The organism is Helcococcus ovis (assembly GCF_004524775.2).
GTDB lineage: Bacteria > Bacillota > Clostridia > Tissierellales > Peptoniphilaceae > Helcococcus > Helcococcus ovis.
The window spans coordinates 1,456,373-1,475,582 of sequence record NZ_CP119081.1 but is presented as its reverse complement, the minus strand read 5'-3'; the positions used below and the strand labels follow the sequence as shown (position 1 = coordinate 1,475,582).

General features: G+C 25.2%; 16 protein-coding genes. 14 read left to right on the top strand and 2 right to left on the bottom strand.

Annotated features, from left to right (window positions below; genetic code table 11):
* The first annotated feature begins 90 nt into the window (after positions 1-90).
* From EQF90_RS06980 to EQF90_RS06945, 8 genes are all read left to right on the top strand, one after another.
* On the top strand, positions 91-453 hold the full coding sequence (locus EQF90_RS06980) for a hypothetical protein (RefSeq protein ID WP_134744889.1): 363 nt from the start codon (positions 91-93) through the stop codon (positions 451-453).
* A 467-nt stretch (positions 454-920) separates the two neighbouring features.
* A complete protein-coding gene (locus EQF90_RS06975) occupies positions 921-2,297 on the top strand; it encodes a hypothetical protein (RefSeq protein ID WP_134744890.1) in 1,377 nt (458 codons plus the stop codon).
* 171 nt (positions 2,298-2,468) lie between these two features.
* On the top strand, positions 2,469-2,831 hold the full coding sequence (locus EQF90_RS06970) for a hypothetical protein (RefSeq protein WP_134744889.1): 363 nt from the start codon (positions 2,469-2,471) through the stop codon (positions 2,829-2,831).
* A gap of 468 nt (positions 2,832-3,299) precedes the next feature.
* Positions 3,300-4,676, top strand: coding sequence for a hypothetical protein (locus EQF90_RS06965; protein WP_134744890.1), 1,377 nt, complete (start codon positions 3,300-3,302; stop codon positions 4,674-4,676).
* 171 nt (positions 4,677-4,847) lie between these two features.
* Positions 4,848-5,210 (top strand): hypothetical protein, encoded by a 363-nt coding sequence (locus EQF90_RS06960; RefSeq protein ID WP_134744889.1) that lies wholly within the window; start codon positions 4,848-4,850, stop codon positions 5,208-5,210.
* 467 nt (positions 5,211-5,677) lie between these two features.
* Positions 5,678-7,054 carry a hypothetical protein gene (locus tag EQF90_RS06955; RefSeq protein ID WP_134744890.1) on the top strand — a complete coding sequence of 459 codons (1,377 nt, stop codon included), beginning with the start codon at positions 5,678-5,680 and terminating at the stop codon, positions 7,052-7,054.
* Between the two features lie 171 nt (positions 7,055-7,225).
* The gene (locus EQF90_RS06950; protein WP_134744889.1) at positions 7,226-7,588 is read left to right on the top strand and encodes a hypothetical protein; all 363 of its coding nucleotides are present in this window, start codon (positions 7,226-7,228) and stop codon (positions 7,586-7,588) included.
* A gap of 563 nt (positions 7,589-8,151) precedes the next feature.
* Positions 8,152-9,048 carry an ABC transporter ATP-binding protein gene (locus tag EQF90_RS06945; RefSeq protein WP_134712026.1) on the top strand — a complete coding sequence of 299 codons (897 nt, stop codon included), beginning with the start codon at positions 8,152-8,154 and terminating at the stop codon, positions 9,046-9,048.
* 79 nt (positions 9,049-9,127) lie between these two features.
* Here EQF90_RS06945 and EQF90_RS06940 read toward each other — a convergent pair whose 3' ends face one another.
* Both EQF90_RS06940 and galT read right to left on the bottom strand, forming a co-directional pair.
* Positions 9,128-10,288: a galactokinase gene (locus EQF90_RS06940; protein WP_134712025.1), complete on the bottom strand. Its 1,161-nt coding sequence runs from the start codon at positions 10,286-10,288 to the stop codon at positions 9,128-9,130.
* A gap of 2 nt (positions 10,289-10,290) precedes the next feature.
* Positions 10,291-11,274 carry a galactose-1-phosphate uridylyltransferase gene (galT, locus tag EQF90_RS06935; RefSeq protein WP_134712024.1) on the bottom strand — a complete coding sequence of 328 codons (984 nt, stop codon included), beginning with the start codon at positions 11,272-11,274 and terminating at the stop codon, positions 10,291-10,293.
* Positions 11,275-11,500: 226 nt separating this feature from the next.
* Between galT and EQF90_RS06930 the strand changes: the two genes are divergently transcribed.
* The 6 genes from EQF90_RS06930 (at position 11,501) to EQF90_RS06905 (ending at position 19,209) form a co-directional block, all read left to right on the top strand.
* Positions 11,501-15,070: an endo-beta-N-acetylglucosaminidase gene (locus EQF90_RS06930; protein ID WP_134712023.1), complete on the top strand. Its 3,570-nt coding sequence runs from the start codon at positions 11,501-11,503 to the stop codon at positions 15,068-15,070.
* Positions 15,071-15,482: 412 nt separating this feature from the next.
* Positions 15,483-15,749: a hypothetical protein gene (locus EQF90_RS06925; protein ID WP_134712022.1), complete on the top strand. Its 267-nt coding sequence runs from the start codon at positions 15,483-15,485 to the stop codon at positions 15,747-15,749.
* Entirely contained in the window at positions 15,733-16,917 is a 1,185-nt protein-coding gene (locus EQF90_RS06920) for an MFS transporter (RefSeq protein WP_134712021.1), read from the top strand. The genes EQF90_RS06925 and EQF90_RS06920 overlap by 17 nt, the downstream gene beginning before the upstream one ends.
* 255 nt (positions 16,918-17,172) lie before the next feature.
* The gene (locus EQF90_RS06915; protein ID WP_167604128.1) at positions 17,173-17,970 is read left to right on the top strand and encodes a class B sortase; all 798 of its coding nucleotides are present in this window, start codon (positions 17,173-17,175) and stop codon (positions 17,968-17,970) included.
* 1 nt (position 17,971) lies between these two features.
* A complete protein-coding gene (locus tag EQF90_RS06910; protein ID WP_134712019.1) occupies positions 17,972-18,868 on the top strand; it encodes a DNA-3-methyladenine glycosylase family protein in 897 nt (298 codons plus the stop codon).
* A 68-nt stretch (positions 18,869-18,936) separates the two neighbouring features.
* A complete protein-coding gene (locus tag EQF90_RS06905) occupies positions 18,937-19,209 on the top strand; it encodes a co-chaperone GroES (protein ID WP_134712018.1) in 273 nt (90 codons plus the stop codon).
* The last annotated feature ends 1 nt before the right edge of the window (position 19,210 follow it).

Here is a 19,210-nt window from a genome sequence, read left to right as displayed (position 1 = left end):
ATAAAACAACCTGTAATTCACTATTTAACATATTTTAAGAAATTTAATATCCCTGAAGAAAGATTAAATGCAATAAAAACATTTACGACTATGCCAATTTGGCAGTATCTAACAAAGACATTTATAGTGATGATAATGCAAGGATTTTTAATATCATCAATAGCAACATTATTTTCAATATACACAAAGAGTAAAAATTTACTAATTGCGATGACATCGGGATTTATATTAACAGGTGTGATTTTAACAAATTTATTAAATGTAAATATCGTAAAGTTATATAGTCCATTTAGCTATTTATTTGCAAATAAAGTGGCAGATAATTCGGTCATGATAAGAAATGTAATAATCGGTGGGAACTTTGTGACAAGTATATTTGTCCTAACTTTATGGGGGATAATATTTATGATAATTGGAAGCATGATAGTCAATAAAAGGAAACAAAAAGTATAAAGTATGGTTGCTACAACTTATAAGTTTACAACTATTTATAAGTTGAAATCGAATTTAGACACTAGCTGTATACTTTACGGATAAAAACCTTATTTTTAACAATTTTGTTTGCTGTGCTTGTAAAATTTTACGGATAAAAATAGATGTTTGGTGGATTCTGTCTGCTTTTAGCTATTTATTTTTCATTATTACTTAAAATTTACGGACAAAAAGGTCTAACTTTAGATTTTTGTATGCTTATTTTAGCAAAATAGTAAAAATTTTACGGACAAAAAATAGAAAATTAAAAAATGAGTCTGCTTTTAATTATTAAGAAAATGTAACAATATTTGAACTGAAACTTTAATTTATTTCTTAGCTTGATTTTATCAAGATGTAACAACTAATAAGTAGAGAGAGTTTCGATTAGAAATTATACAACTAATATCTTGTACCATATTTAGAGAATATTGTTAGTTCGACATCTTTTGATTAGAAATTATACAACTAATATATTACAAATAGATTATAGAAAATTAGTTATTTCAAAATTAATTTCAATGAATTTAATTTCCATAATATATTTGTCATCCTTTTTTATATTTTTTCTATTAATATGTTTTGCTCAAGGAATTAATATAGGTGGATTTAGAGAAATATATAGAGTATTTCATGAAGGGTTAAATCCAAAATATATTTTAGCTTATAATCTTATGCTATTAATTTTATTATTATTTTTTACAATTATGAATTTGATGTATTCAATAATATTATTTGTAAATTCAATATTTAGAAGTAAGCAAGTATCATTGGCTTTGTTAGTTGCTTTATTTGGATTAGGTTTTACGTTTACAGAAAATATTGAAAGTTTAAAAACGGTATTTAATCCTATATATGTAATGGATTATATTAGAACAATTAATGGGAAAATATTTTCGATGGTATCAATATCGGGACAATATGAATATAAAGAATTGTATAGTAGTAACTTTTATTTTTTAGGTGTATTTATTTTATTCACAACAATATTAATTTTAGCCACAATTTATATACTTAGATATAATTTTAAGTTTAATAAGGTTCAAGATAAAATTTATATTAATAAATATAGTGTATTTAGATTTGAAGTAAGGAAAATAAATAATAATCAAAGTTTTTTAATTTATTTATTAGCAACATTAATTTTAATATTTTCTTTACACTTTTTTGAGAAAAACAAAGCTATAAATATTAAAAATTATAAAATAGGAGAAAATGGAGAGATAAAAGAAATAGTAGAAGAAGTTAAATTAGAAAAGAATAGAATAGAGGCTAGAGGTGAAAGTATAAAAAATATTAATTTGAGTGATATAAACTCTTCATTTTATGCTTTAGCAAAAACGCAAGAAAATCATATAAATAATATGATAGCAGGATATAAAAAAGGAGATTCTAGCTTATTTTATAACTCTCAAAAATGGCTTGATATATTTAGATCAACTCACTATAATACTATGTTTATTTCTAAACAAGATTCACTACCATTTAATACTTTTGAAAATGAAGTATTAAGTGATGTGTCTATAAAAGATAAAGTAATACCTATAACAAAAAGAGATTTTAAATTTTCAGAATATCAAATTTTTAATTCTAATTTGATAGAAAAACAAGTTAGAAATCAAGAAAGATATGGAACAAATTCAGGTGTATATACCATATACAGAATGTTAAAATATCAAGATTTAGATATAATATTTTTAGGGATTGTAATGTTTATGATACTTCATGGGTATGTATCGGAAAAAGAAAATGGAAGTCAGCTAAATATGATATATACACAACCCTTAAATAGATTTAAATATAATATTACAAAAGTTTTTTCATAAACATATGTATTAGCGATTTTCTGTTTTGTAGTATTTGCATTTGCAATATTAAATGGTGTAATTACAGAAAGCTTTGGAGAAATAAAACAACCTGTAATTCACTATTTAACATATTTTAAGAAATTTAATATCCCTGAAGAAAGATTAAATGCAATAAAAACATTTACGACTATGCCAATTTGGCAGTATCTAACAAAGACATTTATAGTGATGATAATGCAAGGATTTTTAATATCATCAATAGCAACATTATTTTCAATATACACAAAGAGTAAAAATTTACTAATTGCGATGACATCGGGATTTATATTAACAGGTGTGATTTTAACAAATTTATTAAATGTAAATATCGTAAAGTTATATAGTCCATTTAGCTATTTATTTGCAAATAAAGTGGCAGATAATTCGGTCATGATAAGAAATGTAATAATCGGTGGGAACTTTGTGACAAGTATATTTGTCCTAACTTTATGGGGGATAATATTTATGATAATTGGAAGCATGATAGTCAATAAAAGGAAACAAAAAGTATAAAGTATGGTTGCTACAACTTATAAGTTTACAACTATTTATAAGTTGAAATCGAATTTAGACACTAGCTGTATACTTTACGGATAAAAACCTTATTTTTAACAATTTTGTTTGCTGTGCTTGTAAAATTTTACGGATAAAAATAGATGTTTGGTGGATTCTGTCTGCTTTTAGCTATTTATTTTTCATTATTACTTAAAATTTACGGACAAAAAGGTCTAACTTTAGATTTTTGTATGCTTATTTTAGCAAAATAGTAAAAATTTTACGGACAAAAAATAGAAAATTAAAAAAATGAGTCTGCTTTTAATTATTAAGAAAATGTAACAATATTTGAACTGAAACTTTAATTTATTTCTTAGCTTGATTTTATCAAGATGTAACAACTAATAAGTAGAGAGAGTTTCGATTAGAAATTATACAACTAATATCTTGTACCATATTTAGAGAATATTGTTAGTTCGACATCTTTTGATTAGAAATTATACAACTAATATATTACAAATAGATTATAGAAAATTAGTTATTTCAAAATTAATTTCAATGAATTTAATTTCCATAATATATTTGTCATCCTTTTTTATATTTTTTCTATTAATATGTTTTGCTCAAGGAATTAATATAGGTGGATTTAGAGAAATATATAGAGTATTTCATGAAGGGTTAAATCCAAAATATATTTTAGCTTATAATCTTATGCTATTAATTTTATTATTATTTTTTACAATTATGAATTTGATGTATTCAATAATATTATTTGTAAATTCAATATTTAGAAGTAAGCAAGTATCATTGGCTTTGTTAGTTGCTTTATTTGGATTAGGTTTTACGTTTACAGAAAATATTGAAAGTTTAAAAACGGTATTTAATCCTATATATGTAATGGATTATATTAGAACAATTAATGGGAAAATATTTTCGATGGTATCAATATCGGGACAATATGAATATAAAGAATTGTATAGTAGTAACTTTTATTTTTTAGGTGTATTTATTTTATTCACAACAATATTAATTTTAGCCACAATTTATATACTTAGATATAATTTTAAGTTTAATAAGGTTCAAGATAAAATTTATATTAATAAATATAGTGTATTTAGATTTGAAGTAAGGAAAATAAATAATAATCAAAGTTTTTTAATTTATTTATTAGCAACATTAATTTTAATATTTTCTTTACACTTTTTTGAGAAAAACAAAGCTATAAATATTAAAAATTATAAAATAGGAGAAAATGGAGAGATAAAAGAAATAGTAGAAGAAGTTAAATTAGAAAAGAATAGAATAGAGGCTAGAGGTGAAAGTATAAAAAATATTAATTTGAGTGATATAAACTCTTCATTTTATGCTTTAGCAAAAACGCAAGAAAATCATATAAATAATATGATAGCAGGATATAAAAAAGGAGATTCTAGCTTATTTTATAACTCTCAAAAATGGCTTGATATATTTAGATCAACTCACTATAATACTATGTTTATTTCTAAACAAGATTCACTACCATTTAATACTTTTGAAAATGAAGTATTAAGTGATGTGTCTATAAAAGATAAAGTAATACCTATAACAAAAAGAGATTTTAAATTTTCAGAATATCAAATTTTTAATTCTAATTTGATAGAAAAACAAGTTAGAAATCAAGAAAGATATGGAACAAATTCAGGTGTATATACCATATACAGAATGTTAAAATATCAAGATTTAGATATAATATTTTTAGGGATTGTAATGTTTATGATACTTCATGGGTATGTATCGGAAAAAGAAAATGGAAGTCAGCTAAATATGATATATACACAACCCTTAAATAGATTTAAATATAATATTACAAAAGTTTTTTCATAAACATATGTATTAGCGATTTTCTGTTTTGTAGTATTTGCATTTGCAATATTAAATGGTGTAATTACAGAAAGCTTTGGAGAAATAAAACAACCTGTAATTCACTATTTAACATATTTTAAGAAATTTAATATCCCTGAAGAAAGATTAAATGCAATAAAAACATTTACGACTATGCCAATTTGGCAGTATCTAACAAAGACATTTATAGTGATGATAATGCAAGGATTTTTAATATCATCAATAGCAACATTATTTTCAATATACACAAAGAGTAAAAATTTACTAATTGCGATGACATCGGGATTTATATTAACAGGTGTGATTTTAACAAATTTATTAAATGTAAATATCGTAAAGTTATATAGTCCATTTAGCTATTTATTTGCAAATAAAGTGGCAGATAATTCGGTCATGATAAGAAATGTAATAATCGGTGGGAACTTTGTGACAAGTATATTTGTCCTAACTTTATGGGGGATAATATTTATGATAATTGGAAGCATGATAGTCAATAAAAGGAAACAAAAAGTATAAAGTATGGTTGCTACAACTTATAAGTTTACAACTATTTATAAGTTGAAATCGAATTTAGACACTAGCTGTATACTTTACGGATAAAAACCTTATTTTTAACAATTTTGTTTGCTGTGCTTGTAAAATTTTACGGATAAAAATAGATGTTTGGTGGATTCTGTCTGCTTTTAGCTATTTATTTTTCATTATTACTTAAAATTTACGGACAAAAAGGTCTAACTTTAGATTTTTGTATGCTTATTTTAGCAAAATAGTAAAAATTTTACGGACAAAAAATAGAAAATTAAAAAATGAGTCTGCTTTTAATTATTAAGAAAATGTAACAATATTTGAACTGAAACTTTAATTTATTTCTTAGCTTGATTTTATCAAGATGTAACAACTAATAAGTAGAGAGAGTTTCGATTAGAAATTATACAACTAATATCTTGTACCATATTTAGAGAATATTGTTAGTTCGACATCTTTTGATTAGAAATTATACAACTAATATATTACAAATAGATTATAGAAAATTAGTTATTTCAAAATTAATTTCAATGAATTTAATTTCCATAATATATTTGTCATCCTTTTTTATATTTTTTCTATTAATATGTTTTGCTCAAGGAATTAATATAGGTGGATTTAGAGAAATATATAGAGTATTTCATGAAGGGTTAAATCCAAAATATATTTTAGCTTATAATCTTATGCTATTAATTTTATTATTATTTTTTACAATTATGAATTTGATGTATTCAATAATATTATTTGTAAATTCAATATTTAGAAGTAAGCAAGTATCATTGGCTTTGTTAGTTGCTTTATTTGGATTAGGTTTTACGTTTACAGAAAATATTGAAAGTTTAAAAACGGTATTTAATCCTATATATGTAATGGATTATATTAGAACAATTAATGGGAAAATATTTTCGATGGTATCAATATCGGGACAATATGAATATAAAGAATTGTATAGTAGTAACTTTTATTTTTTAGGTGTATTTATTTTATTCACAACAATATTAATTTTAGCCACAATTTATATACTTAGATATAATTTTAAGTTTAATAAGGTTCAAGATAAAATTTATATTAATAAATATAGTGTATTTAGATTTGAAGTAAGGAAAATAAATAATAATCAAAGTTTTTTAATTTATTTATTAGCAACATTAATTTTAATATTTTCTTTACACTTTTTTGAGAAAAACAAAGCTATAAATATTAAAAATTATAAAATAGGAGAAAATGGAGAGATAAAAGAAATAGTAGAAGAAGTTAAATTAGAAAAGAATAGAATAGAGGCTAGAGGTGAAAGTATAAAAAATATTAATTTGAGTGATATAAACTCTTCATTTTATGCTTTAGCAAAAACGCAAGAAAATCATATAAATAATATGATAGCAGGATATAAAAAAGGAGATTCTAGCTTATTTTATAACTCTCAAAAATGGCTTGATATATTTAGATCAACTCACTATAATACTATGTTTATTTCTAAACAAGATTCACTACCATTTAATACTTTTGAAAATGAAGTATTAAGTGATGTGTCTATAAAAGATAAAGTAATACCTATAACAAAAAGAGATTTTAAATTTTCAGAATATCAAATTTTTAATTCTAATTTGATAGAAAAACAAGTTAGAAATCAAGAAAGATATGGAACAAATTCAGGTGTATATACCATATACAGAATGTTAAAATATCAAGATTTAGATATAATATTTTTAGGGATTGTAATGTTTATGATACTTCATGGGTATGTATCGGAAAAAGAAAATGGAAGTCAGCTAAATATGATATATACACAACCCTTAAATAGATTTAAATATAATATTACAAAAGTTTTTTCATAAACATATGTATTAGCGATTTTCTGTTTTGTAGTATTTGCATTTGCAATATTAAATGGTGTAATTACAGAAAGCTTTGGAGAAATAAAACAACCTGTAATTCACTATTTAACATATTTTAAGAAATTTAATATCCCTGAAGAAAGATTAAATGCAATAAAAACATTTACGACTATGCCAATTTGGCAGTATCTAACAAAGACATTTATAGTGATGATAATGCAAGGATTTTTAATATCATCAATAGCAACATTATTTTCAATATACACAAAGAGTAAAAATTTACTAATTGCGATGACATCGGGATTTATATTAACAGGTGTGATTTTAACAAATTTATTAAATGTAAATATCGTAAAGTTATATAGTCCATTTAGCTATTTATTTGCAAATAAAGTGGCAGATAATTCGGTCATGATAAGAAATGTAATAATCGGTGGGAACTTTGTGACAAGTATATTTGTCCTAACTTTATGGGGGATAATATTTATGATAATTGGAAGCATGATAGTCAATAAAAGGAAACAAAAAGTATAAAGTATGGTTGCTACAACTTATAAGTTTACAACTATTTATAAGTTGAAATCGAATTTAGACACTAGCTGTATACTTTACGGATAAAAACCTTATTTTTAACAATTTTGTTTGCTGTGCTTGTAAAATTTTACGGATAAAAATAGATGTTTGGTGGATTCTGTCTGCTTTTAGCTATTTATTTTTCATTATTACTTAAAATTTACGGACAAAAAGGTCTAACTTTAGATTTTTGTATGCTTATTTTAGCAAAATAGTAAAAATTTTACGGACAAAAAATAGAAAATTAAAAAATGAGTCTGCTTTTAATTATTAAGAAAATGTAACAATATTTGAACTGAAACTTTAATTTATTTCTTAGCTTGATTTTATCAAGATGTAACAACTAATAAGTAGAGAGAGTTTCGATTAGAAATTATACAACTAATATCTTGTACCATATTTAGAGAATATTGTTAGTTCGACATCTTTTGATTAGAAATTATACAACTAATATATTACAAATAGTTTGAGATGAAAATAAAACATGTGGTTTTAATTATAAAATTATTATGCGAGGAGGAATTATGTCAATCTTAAAATTAGAAAATGTAACAAAAAAATTTGGAAAGCAGGAAGTGCTTAAAGGAATTAACATGCATATTGAAAAACCCGGTATTTATGCTGTTATAGGACCGAATGGGGCAGGAAAATCTACTTTATTTAATGTTATTTCAAATTTATTAAAAGCAAATAGTGGTGAAATCGAAGTTGTTGGAAAGAAAAATACGAATTCAGATATATTTTTTGAAGTATCTTTTTTAAAAGATAATAGAGTTTTATATGACTATTTGACAGGATATGACCATTTAGCCTTTATTAAAACAGCACAAAAATTACCGAAAGAAAGAATAGATGAGGTTGTTGAAAAATTACAAATAGCCCATTATATGAATAAAAAAACCGGAGATTATTCATTAGGAATGAAACAACATTTACTAATTGCGATGGCAATGATGAATAAACCGAAACTTATGATACTTGATGAACCTTTGAATGGGCTGGATCCTACATCGGTAATTAAAGTAAGACATCTATTAAAAGAATTAGTAGAATCGGGAACAGCTATATTAATTTCATCACATACATTAAGTGAAATAGACTTATTGACAGATCAAATAATGTTCTTGAAAGATGGTCGAATAGTAGAAGAACAAATGGATTTAATAAAAGACAATATTTATGAGTTATCATTAACAAAAGAATCAGTAGAAAAACTTAAAGATTATCAAATTAAGGGATTAAATTATGAACTAAATCAAGATAAAATGATTGCGAATATTGGAATAAATAAAGTTTCATATCTAATAGAAAAATTAGAAGATGAGAATATAGAATTTACAGATATAACAAAGAAAAAAGTTGGTTCAGAAGAAAGATATATGAAGATGTTTCCTGAAGAAATGGAGAAAATTAGAAAATAGAAAATACCACTTAAGCATTTAGTTGGAGTATATATCCAATGAATAAGTGTCTTAAGTGGTTTTTATATTTTATTAATCCTTAAATTTCGTGAACTTTATCTCCAACATTTGAAATAATAAATTCTGCTTCTAAACCAGTATCTTCTTTATATCTTGGACCAACATAAGCCTTAAATTCTTCAATTTTATCGGATTTAACAATGGCTATACCACAACCTCCAAATCCAGCTCCTGTCATTCTTGCACCAAGACAACCATCAAAATCATTTGAATGTTTAGTAATAGAATCCAAATGTGGTCCAGTAACTTCGTATAGTTCTCTTAATGAATCATTTGATGCTACTAATAGTTCTCCTAAAGTTTCTATATCTCCATTTTGTAATGCTTGCACAGCTTCAGCTACTCTTAAATTTTCCATGATAACATGTTCTGCTCTTTTTCTTACATCTTCATTTTCGATATTTTCAAGTAATTCTAAATTTTCTTCTGTAAGTTGGCATAAGTTATCTATTTCAGCATAATCTTGTAAAATTTCTAAAGCTTCCTCGCATTCTGCACGTCTTTTATTATACTTAGAATCTTTTAATTCTCTTCTTTTATTTGTATTTAATATTACAATTTTATTGTCTTTTAGTTTGAATGGAATATACTCAAAATCCAAAGTTTCGGTATCCAGTAAAACAGCATTATCTTTTTTTCCGTTTGCGATTATAAATTGATCCATTATTCCGGAGTTTACCCCTATAAATTTATTTTCCGTTTCTTGGCCGATTAATGCTAGCTCTACATTTGAGATTTTTCCTTTGTTGTAGAAAGTATTGAAGATTTCTCCAAAAAGAACTTCAAGTGAAGCTGATGATGAAAGACCGGAGCCATTAGGAATATTCCCGTAAACTAAAACATCCAGTCCTCCAATATCAAATCCTCTTTCCTTTATAAACTTTGCAACACCAAGAGGGAAATTCATCCATTCATTTTCTTCTTTATTTTCAATAGGAGAAAGTGAAACATGTCCTTCTTTAGAAAGATTTAAGCTTTTTAATCTTAAAATATTTTCAGAATTTTTTCTGGCAACTCCATATGTTCCTATTTCTATTGCACATGGAAATACTTGTCCCCCGTTATAATCAATATGTTCTCCTATTATGTTGATTCTACTTGGGGAAAAGAATGTTTTAATTTCATTATCATTTTCACCAAATGCTTTTATAAATTTTGATTTTAATTCTTGTAAGTCCATTTTTATCCTCTTTTCTTAAATTTTTCAAAAGCTTCTCTTAGCTCGATAGCTGTATCTTCAACTCTTCTTGGATTTGTTTTTGCCCATACACAAGTTTCTGAGGATGCATTCCATTTAATTGAATTTGCTCCTCTTAATGGAGGGAAGAATTTTACATGGAAGTTGTAGAAGTTTTTGCATTCTTCTTCTAATTCACTATTTACAGGATTTTGATATATGCCCATCATGTAAGGAAATTCTCTGTTAAATAGTGTATCAAATGTTCCTAATAGATTTTTTAATATTTTAGCAAATTCTTCAGCTATTTCATCATTAAAATTTTCAAATGTATATATGTTATTTTTTTTAGGAACTATGTACACACCGTATGGATAATCTGTGAAGAATGGAAGAAATGCAACAAAATTATCATTTTCCATAATTATTCTTTCTTTTATTTTTAATTCTTCATCACGTATTTTTAATATTAATGATTCACCAGTTTTTTCAAAATATTTTCTTGAATTTTCAATTTCTTGTTTAATTCTTAATGGCATAAATCCATATCCGTAAATTTGTCCATGAGGATGACTTTGAGTAGTACCAACTTCTTTTCCTCTATTCTCAAATGTGAGTATATATTTTATATGCTCATCTTTTTTTATTTCTATAAATCTCTCTTTCCATAAATCAATCAATTCAATAATATGGCTAACTGGTAGTTGCCATAAAGATGCCTTGTGATCTGGTGAATATAGTATTACTTCAGCTTTTCCATAAGATTTAGCTGTTTTATAAAAATCCGTAGATATATCATCAGGAACTGGAGGCTCTTGCATCATTGAAGGCCAGTCGTTATCATATTTCATTACAGTATAATTTTCTTTTATTTGTTCAGAACCCGGACAAAATGCACAATAATCTTTTGGCATGTCAGGTCTATTTTGTCTATTTCCGTTTACAATTGTCCAATCGTTTAGTAAGGGATTGAATCTAAATTCCGCCATTTTTTACCTCGTTATTTTTTTATTTCATTTATATAATATCGAAAAATCTTTTTTCGTTCAACAATTTATGTGATATATATTAAAATACCGTTTTCATTTTTTACAAAACCGGAATATTTTATATAAAGTTTTTTCGAAAATTTTTAAATGAAATTTACAAATTAAAAACTTAGGGATATATTAAAAATGTAGATAAAAGAAAACATTTTCAATAGGAGGGGTTGAAATGAAGAAAATATATAAAAAGATATTGGCGACTGCATTATCAGTGGTATTTTTAGCATCGTTTGTGCCTCAAAAAGCATATGCTGCAGATTCTATACCTATGACAGGAGAGGCGAAAAGAAAAGCAAATCAACCAAAATTTTCAGGTTACAGAGTTTGGGATATAAGAGATTGGACGCCGAAAAATGATCCGGGGGCTCAACTTCTTAAAGCTAAAGTTCCTCTACAAAAAAGGAATGAACCGTTTAAGGCTACTCAAGCAAATCCAAAACTTGAATCAAAAGCTCAAATTATGTTGATGCAAGGAGATTATGGTAATACTTTTACTGATGGTATGATGTACAATAATACTTTTGGATATTATCCGCTAAGTTTTTGGCAATATACTGATTACTTTTCACCATGGCATGGAGCAACTACGGCTACAACTCCCGAAGATTTATATGATAGAAAATATGAATCAACAGCAGATAGAGGATGGGAGAAAAGATATTTTGAATTTGGTGTATTAAATATACCTAATCCGGCATATACAAATGCAGCTCATAAAAATGGTGTTAAATCTATAGCGGTTATTTATTTTGATCAATATTATAGACAGGGGCAAACAATCAATGAATTATTTGTTCAGGATAAAGATGGAAAATTTCCTGTTGCTGAAAAATTAATAGAAATGGCAAAGTTTTTCGGATATGATGGATATTTCTTTAATGCTGAAGAAAATGTTGAAGAAAGATTTGCAGATAGAAAAAAATTATTTCTAAAGAGATTACATGATGCAGGATTGTATACACAGTATTATGACACTAATAGTAGCATGAATGATTCTAAATATAGTTTGTTATTTTTTGATACAAATAATGACGGTAAAGAAGAAAGAATCCAAGATTCAGTATTTGTGAATTACGATTGGACTGGAAGTGTTGATAATCAAATTGAATATATAAAAAATAAGGGCATAGACCCGTTTAAAGACGTATTCTATGGGGTCGAAGCAAATAAAAACGGATTTAATGGAAAACATAATTCAGCAAAACAAATTGAAAAATTATATGAAAAAAATACAAAAAACCCTAAAGCAAGTATAGCATTATTTACTCCATCTGATTTTTATCAAAGAGGATTACCTGATGATATGATTCAAGATACAGGTTATCAATGGATGATTGAAGAAAGAGCAAGAATGTATTTTTCAGGTGCCAAAGTAAATCCTAGAGAAACAGGAATGTTTGAAGGATATAAAAGAGAAGATGTAATGCTTGATGATGCAAGTGGATGGGTTGGAGTAGCAGATTTTACAAGTGAAAAATCTGTAATAAAAGGTTCTAATTTTTATTCTTCCTTCAATATCGGTAAAGGTGTACAATACTTTGAAAATGGAAAAGTAAGTTTAGATGAAGAATGGTCAAATATAAATATTCAAGATATTCCACTAACTTGGCAATGGTGGGTTGATAGTGAAAAGGATAAAGCGAAATTAGGCGTAGATTTTGACTTTGGACAAAAAGAAGTTAGAAAAAATATATCTAAGGAAATAATAAAGTTACCATTTAAGCAAATAGGAGCTTATGAAGGTGGATCATCTTTAGTTACTTATGGAAAATTAGATGGTGAAAACACAATTAGATTATATAAAACGGATTTAGATATTAAAAGCACGTCAAAAATAGATATAACATTTAGAAAAACTTCAAATGATAATGTTAAAATGCAATTAGCATTGATATTCAAAGATAATCCTAATAAAATCGAGAAATTAGATGTGAAAAATTCTCAAAAATTGGCTGAATGGATTACTTCTAGTGTAGAATTGTCAAATTATTCTGGAAAACAGTTAGCTATGATTGGATTGATATTTAAGGGGCAATCTGAAAATTATCAAATGAATATTGGGAAAATTTCAGTAAGTGATGGGTTAACAGCTCCAAGTAAACCTGAAGGATTTAAAATTCAAAAATTATTTTCAGATGATGAGATGATTGTTGAATGGAAAAAAGAAGATTTTAGTAATGTAGATAAATATGAAATAAGAGGAGTTTTACCCAATGGAGAAAAAGTATTTTTAGGTGGAATTTATGATGATGTATTTTATATTAAATCATTAAAAAATGCTAATAAATTTGAATTAGTTGCTGTTGGTAAAAATGGAGAAAAGAGTGAACCTTCAATAGTTGAATTTAATCCGGATTCAATCGTAAATAGATTAAATTATGAAACTGAGACTGTTGAAGTAACGACTAAAAAAGACCATCCGGTAAAGGGTAGTATTGTACAATCTAAACATGATGGAAAATTAGTATTAAATTGGGAAAATCCAAAAGCTGATTACAAAGAATTAGAATTAAAAGTTACTTTACCGGAAAATGATTCTAAAGCATTATTTACAAAGATTATTAAAAAAGGGGAAAGTAATACTGAGATAAAAATTCCATATAATAATGGAGAAAAATTTGAAGCTACAATCTATACTGTATTAAATGACGGAAGTAAAGCAGAATCCGTTACACTAACGGGTAAACTGAAAGATACTTATGTTCAAAGATATAATAAAGAATTATTTAATGAAAAAAATAAAATATTTTGGAGTCCTGAGCCAAATGATTGGTCTAAATTACATGTTAAATTAAATGACGAAATTGTTAAGTTTAGTAATGGATTTGGATGGAAATCAGACTACGCTATTAGAGGTGCGACACTAATGAATTTTACATTTTCTGATGATAAAAATACTTCAGAAGATGAATTAGAAGATGAATCAGATGATGAATTAGAAGAAGATATTTATGATGATTCTGTAGATGCTAATGAAACGTATGGGCTTGTTGAAGTAGTTTTAGAAGACTATGTTGGAAATAAATCATTACCAACTTATATAAGATTAGGAAAAAATAAAGCTGAAGATTTGATATCTAAGATTGAAAAATCAGAAGATATGATTAATAGTTATAAATATAAAGAAGATGGTAAAGATAAAGTTAAAGAAGCGGTTGAAAAAGCAAAAGCTTTATTAAAGAAAAAAGATGTTTCTAATGGGGAAATTAAAGATATGGAAAAAATGCTGGATGAAATTCAAAATACTCTAGTATTGAAGGAAGCAGAAAAAGAAACACCAAAGGAAACGCTTAAAGAAACGCAAAAAGAAACATCTAAAGAAAAATATGAAGATAAAAATAAATTTGTTCCTAAAGTAGTATATGGTAGTGGACAAATTATTCAAAAAGGTAAAGTTGATAAAATTGAATTTAAATCTGATGGACAGTTAAAAACTTTAGAAAAAGTTGAGGTTGACGGAAAAGAATTAAGTAAATCGGATTATATTTCTTTAGAGGGAAGTACTATTGTAATTTTACCTGAAAGATATTTTGGTAAATTACAGGAAGGAAATCATATATTAACTATGAAATTTGGAGAAGGTGAAAAAAATAAAGCGGGAAATGTTGATTTTGGGTTTACCATAAAAGATAATAAATTAAATCCTTTAACTGCAGATTATGGAGTAGGAATTTATATTTCATTACTAGGTATTTCAATTTTAGGAATATATTTATCGAAAAAGAAAATAATTAAATAAATTATAATATTCTTTAAAAAAAAATAGATAATAGACTTAGTTTAATAAACCATAAAAAACTATAATTAAATAAGCTGATTCCAAAAATTTGGAAATTATATCAGAGACATCTAGAAATATTTGTCTCTGTTTCTTTTTTTCTTAAAATTTCCTCTACTGGTGCTATCATCATATTCATTGAACGTGAAGTTTTTATCAGTTTTTTACACGCAAAAAATAGAAAACCATTTCATTTTCCTGTTGAAATATTTTTTTTTATGTTGTATAACTATCATAAAGAAAAAATATTATAGAGGTAGCAATGAAAATGTAGAATTGAATTATAATCATAAAACTTTAGATGTTCTTTGTGAAAATTATAAAAGTATTAATAAAGTTAGATCAAAGAGGATTATAGATTTTTAATGGAGGAATGATAGATTTTTATGTACCATTAAATTTAAACAAAATAACGGATAGTCTTAAGCTTAAGGTTAATAAGCTAAAAAATATTTTAGGTTATAATTTATCTTATTATCAATATTGTTTAATTGATAATGGGTTTGCTTTATCAAAAAAAGATGATTACGCAAAAAAATATCTAGAAAATTGTGAGTCATTATACTTAAAATTACCTAATAAACTTAAATTTTTAATTGATGAGATAGTTAGAGGAGATATATATGAAAAAAATTTATAGATTACTATTATTAGTTTTAATTTTAAATATTGCAGATAGTATTTTCTATATGAGTATGTTGTGGTATATTAATAACAATTTTAAGGATAGTTATTTTCTTGGCTTGTTTTTTTCAATAACATTAATTCCAGATATTTTTATATTTTTTCTAGGACCAATAATAGATAAATTCAGTACAAAGAAATTATTATATATATCTATTTTTACACAAATTTCTTGTTTATTATTTTTTATTTTATTTAATCAATATTTGTCAATAGGTATATTATTATTCATAATTTTTATTTCTACAACAGCTAGCACTTTTAGTTATGTAATTCAAGGGACTTTAATCCCTAAAATTGTTGATAAAAATGAAATATTGTTTGCAAATTCTATATTTGAATTTTCTAGTAAAGTTCTAGATTCTTTTTTGAATTCTATAATATCAATAATTATTGCTAGTTTTGGCATTTTTATTTTATTTAGATATGATGTATTGATATTTATATTATCGTTACTGGTATTATCAGGTGTTAAACTTAAATTTCAAACAAAAGTTGATAATACTGAAGATAAATATAATTTTAAGAAATATAAATTAGAATTAAAGGAAGGTTTAACTTTTGTTAATAATAATAGTTTATTAAGAGATGTTACATTAATTTTCTTAATTATAAATTTTTTTAATGCTATACAGGCTGTTGCATATCCTATATATTCAAAAATATATTTTAATGGTGAAGTTTACTATGGTTTACTTCTAAGTGTTAAAGGTATTAGTGGGATAATTGGTAGTATAGTATCAAGTTATGTTATAAGAAAAATTAGTAAATCAAATTTATTGGGATTTCTTTTATTATTAAATGGAGTAGTATGGTTTGTAGCGATTTTTACAAGAAATATATATCTAAATCTTGCACTATTTTTTATTGGATATTTCGCAATGTCCATTTACAATATAGGGTTTAGTAGTATATTTCGTATTGTTCCACCGGAAGAATTGTTAGGAAGAGTTAATTCAACCGTAGATTCCTTAATAGCTGTAGCTATGCCTTTAGGAAGTTATATTGCTGGAATTATTATTACTGATAATATTATGTATGTAATGACGATATTACCGTTATCTATGTTTGTTGGTGGAATTTATTTTATTAAGCATCAAAAATTAAATGAATTTTATTTATAGAGTAAATTATGAAATATTCCTAAAAATAAGGGGATATTACATTTTCTTATCTCATATTTTTTTAATCGTGCGGTGGTTGAATTCAAAATCGACAATCAATCATTTTTAGACTATATTTATGGGATGAAAAAAATGTAAATATAATTAAAGAAAATTTTACAACTCTAGATTATATTCATTCTACCCATTTTGTACATATTTATTAATTATGATAATATGTGATATAATATTTTAAAAAGTTAAATGGAGAATGCGATGAAAAAAGCTAAAAAAACTATTTTGACATTAGTGCAAATTATATTAGTTGCAATTATTATTTATAGTGTATATGAAATAGGAACATATTATTATCAAAATTATAGATCTACAAAAAAATTAAATGAAGTATCTGAACAAGTTACAAAAATTGAAAAAGATATAGAGGTTAATAACAAAGGAAAAGAACTTTCAAAAAAAGAAAAAGATAAACTTGCGAAAAAAATTATTGCTGATTTAAAAAAAAGAAATAAGGATATCAAAGCATTTATAAAAGCTAAGGACTTTAAGGTTAATTTTCCTGCTACTTATTTATTTGAAGATAATGAGACATATCTTTTTAGTGATTTAGATGGTAATTGGTCAAGGCCCGGAACTTTGATGGTCAACGGATACAATAATCCTGATTTTTCTGATATGAATACAACTATTTTTGGACATAATTTGAGAACTAATCCTGAAATGTATGCTCCGATGTTTAAGCTTTTATTAACATTAGAAAATAAAGATATTGTTAATTCTAAAGATGAATTTATAATAGAAGTATATACAGAGCAAGGTTATCATGAATATAAGATATTTACAGCTTATTACTCAGATGTAAATGATTATTATATTCAAGCGAATAGAAATAAAGATGAATGGGTAGAATACTTAAATAAAGTAAAAAATAAATCAATTAACAAGTTTAAATATGAACCGAAATTTACGGAAAATTCTAAGATTTTAACATTATCAACATGTGATAATGAAACATTAGAAGGTAGATTTGTGGTACATGCTGTGGAAGTGGAGTAAGATGAAATATATTATAGAAAAAAAAGAAGATTATTTATTAATTAAAGGGCTTAAGGACTTCAATTTAACTCATATTTTTGAATGTGGACAAGCATTTAGATGGGAAAAAACGCAAGATCAATCCTATATTGTTATAGCATTTGGAAAAGTTATAGAATTAAAACATGATGTAAATGGAGATTTAATTGTTTTTAATTCTTCGGAAAATGATTTTATAAATATTTGGCATAATTATTTTGATTTGAATAGAGATTATTCTAAATTGAAAAATGATTTAAAACTCACAAGAGCATATTCTAAAAATGATAGTCTTAAAGATGCCATGAATTTTGGATATGGTATTAGAATTTTAAATCAGGAAAAATTTGAAACGATAATTTCGTTTATAATTTCAGCTAACAATCAAATTCCTAGGATAAAAAATTCAATAAGATTATTATCGGAAAATTACGGAGAATTTATCGAAGAATATAAAGGTAATAAATATTATTCATTTCCAAAAGCTGAAGTTTTAGCAAAAGCTGACCCTGAAGAAGTTAAAGAAATATGCAGGGTTGGATTTAGGAATACAAGGATAGTTGATTGCTCTGAAATGTATATAGGTACTCCGGAAATTTTTGATGAAAATTTAGATGACCTCACATTGGGCAATAATCTATTGACAGTTCCGGGTATAGGACCGAAAGTTAGAGATTGTATATTATTATTTGGATATGCAAGAGGTGAAACATTTCCTGTCGACGTTTGGGTAAAAAGATTAATGGAAACTTTGTATATTGGAAATACTCTACCTAATAGTAAAATTTTAGAAGAAGGTACAAATTATTTTGGAAAACTTAGAGGATATGCTCAGCAATATTTGTTTTATTACGCAAGAGAAAATAAAATTGGAAAGTAGTATTATTTTCCTTTTTTTGTGATATAATTTTATTAGCAAATAAAATGATTGAGTGATAAGGAGGAAATATGAAAATTAAACCTATAGGAAACAGATTGGTATTAAAATCATTAAAAAAACAAGAGAAAACTATATCAGGCATAATTATTCCTGAAAGCTCTAAAGAAACACCAGTTTTTGCAGAGGTTATAGAGATATCAAAAGATTTAGAAAATTTAAATGATATTAAATTAGGGGACAGGGTTTTATACACAAAATATAAAGCAACTATTGTAAAAGAAAAAGAAGAAGAATACATAGTAATTGATAAAGAAGATATATTAGCTATTATTGAAGAATAGG

Excerpts from the sequence above, each read along its gene's own strand:
- EQF90_RS06980 (WP_134744889.1), top strand. The coding sequence starts at position 91 with ATGCCAATTTGGCAGTATCTAACAAAGACATTTATAGTGATGATAATG.
- EQF90_RS06970 (WP_134744889.1), top strand. The coding sequence starts at position 2,469 with ATGCCAATTTGGCAGTATCTAACAAAGACATTTATAGTGATGATAATG.
- EQF90_RS06960 (WP_134744889.1), top strand. The coding sequence starts at position 4,848 with ATGCCAATTTGGCAGTATCTAACAAAGACATTTATAGTGATGATAATG.
- EQF90_RS06950 (WP_134744889.1), top strand. The coding sequence starts at position 7,226 with ATGCCAATTTGGCAGTATCTAACAAAGACATTTATAGTGATGATAATG.
- EQF90_RS06945 (WP_134712026.1), top strand. The coding sequence starts at position 8,152 with ATGTCAATCTTAAAATTAGAAAATGTAACAAAAAAATTTGGAAAGCAG.
- EQF90_RS06940 (WP_134712025.1), bottom strand. The coding sequence starts at position 10,288 with ATGGACTTACAAGAATTAAAATCAAAATTTATAAAAGCATTTGGTGAA.
- galT (WP_134712024.1), bottom strand. The coding sequence starts at position 11,274 with ATGGCGGAATTTAGATTCAATCCCTTACTAAACGATTGGACAATTGTA.
- EQF90_RS06930 (WP_134712023.1), top strand. The coding sequence starts at position 11,501 with ATGAAGAAAATATATAAAAAGATATTGGCGACTGCATTATCAGTGGTA.
- EQF90_RS06925 (WP_134712022.1), top strand. The coding sequence starts at position 15,483 with ATGATAGATTTTTATGTACCATTAAATTTAAACAAAATAACGGATAGT.
- EQF90_RS06920 (WP_134712021.1), top strand. The coding sequence starts at position 15,733 with ATGAAAAAAATTTATAGATTACTATTATTAGTTTTAATTTTAAATATT.
- EQF90_RS06915 (WP_167604128.1), top strand. The coding sequence starts at position 17,173 with ATGAAAAAAGCTAAAAAAACTATTTTGACATTAGTGCAAATTATATTA.
- EQF90_RS06910 (WP_134712019.1), top strand. The coding sequence starts at position 17,972 with ATGAAATATATTATAGAAAAAAAAGAAGATTATTTATTAATTAAAGGG.
- EQF90_RS06905 (WP_134712018.1), top strand. The coding sequence starts at position 18,937 with ATGAAAATTAAACCTATAGGAAACAGATTGGTATTAAAATCATTAAAA.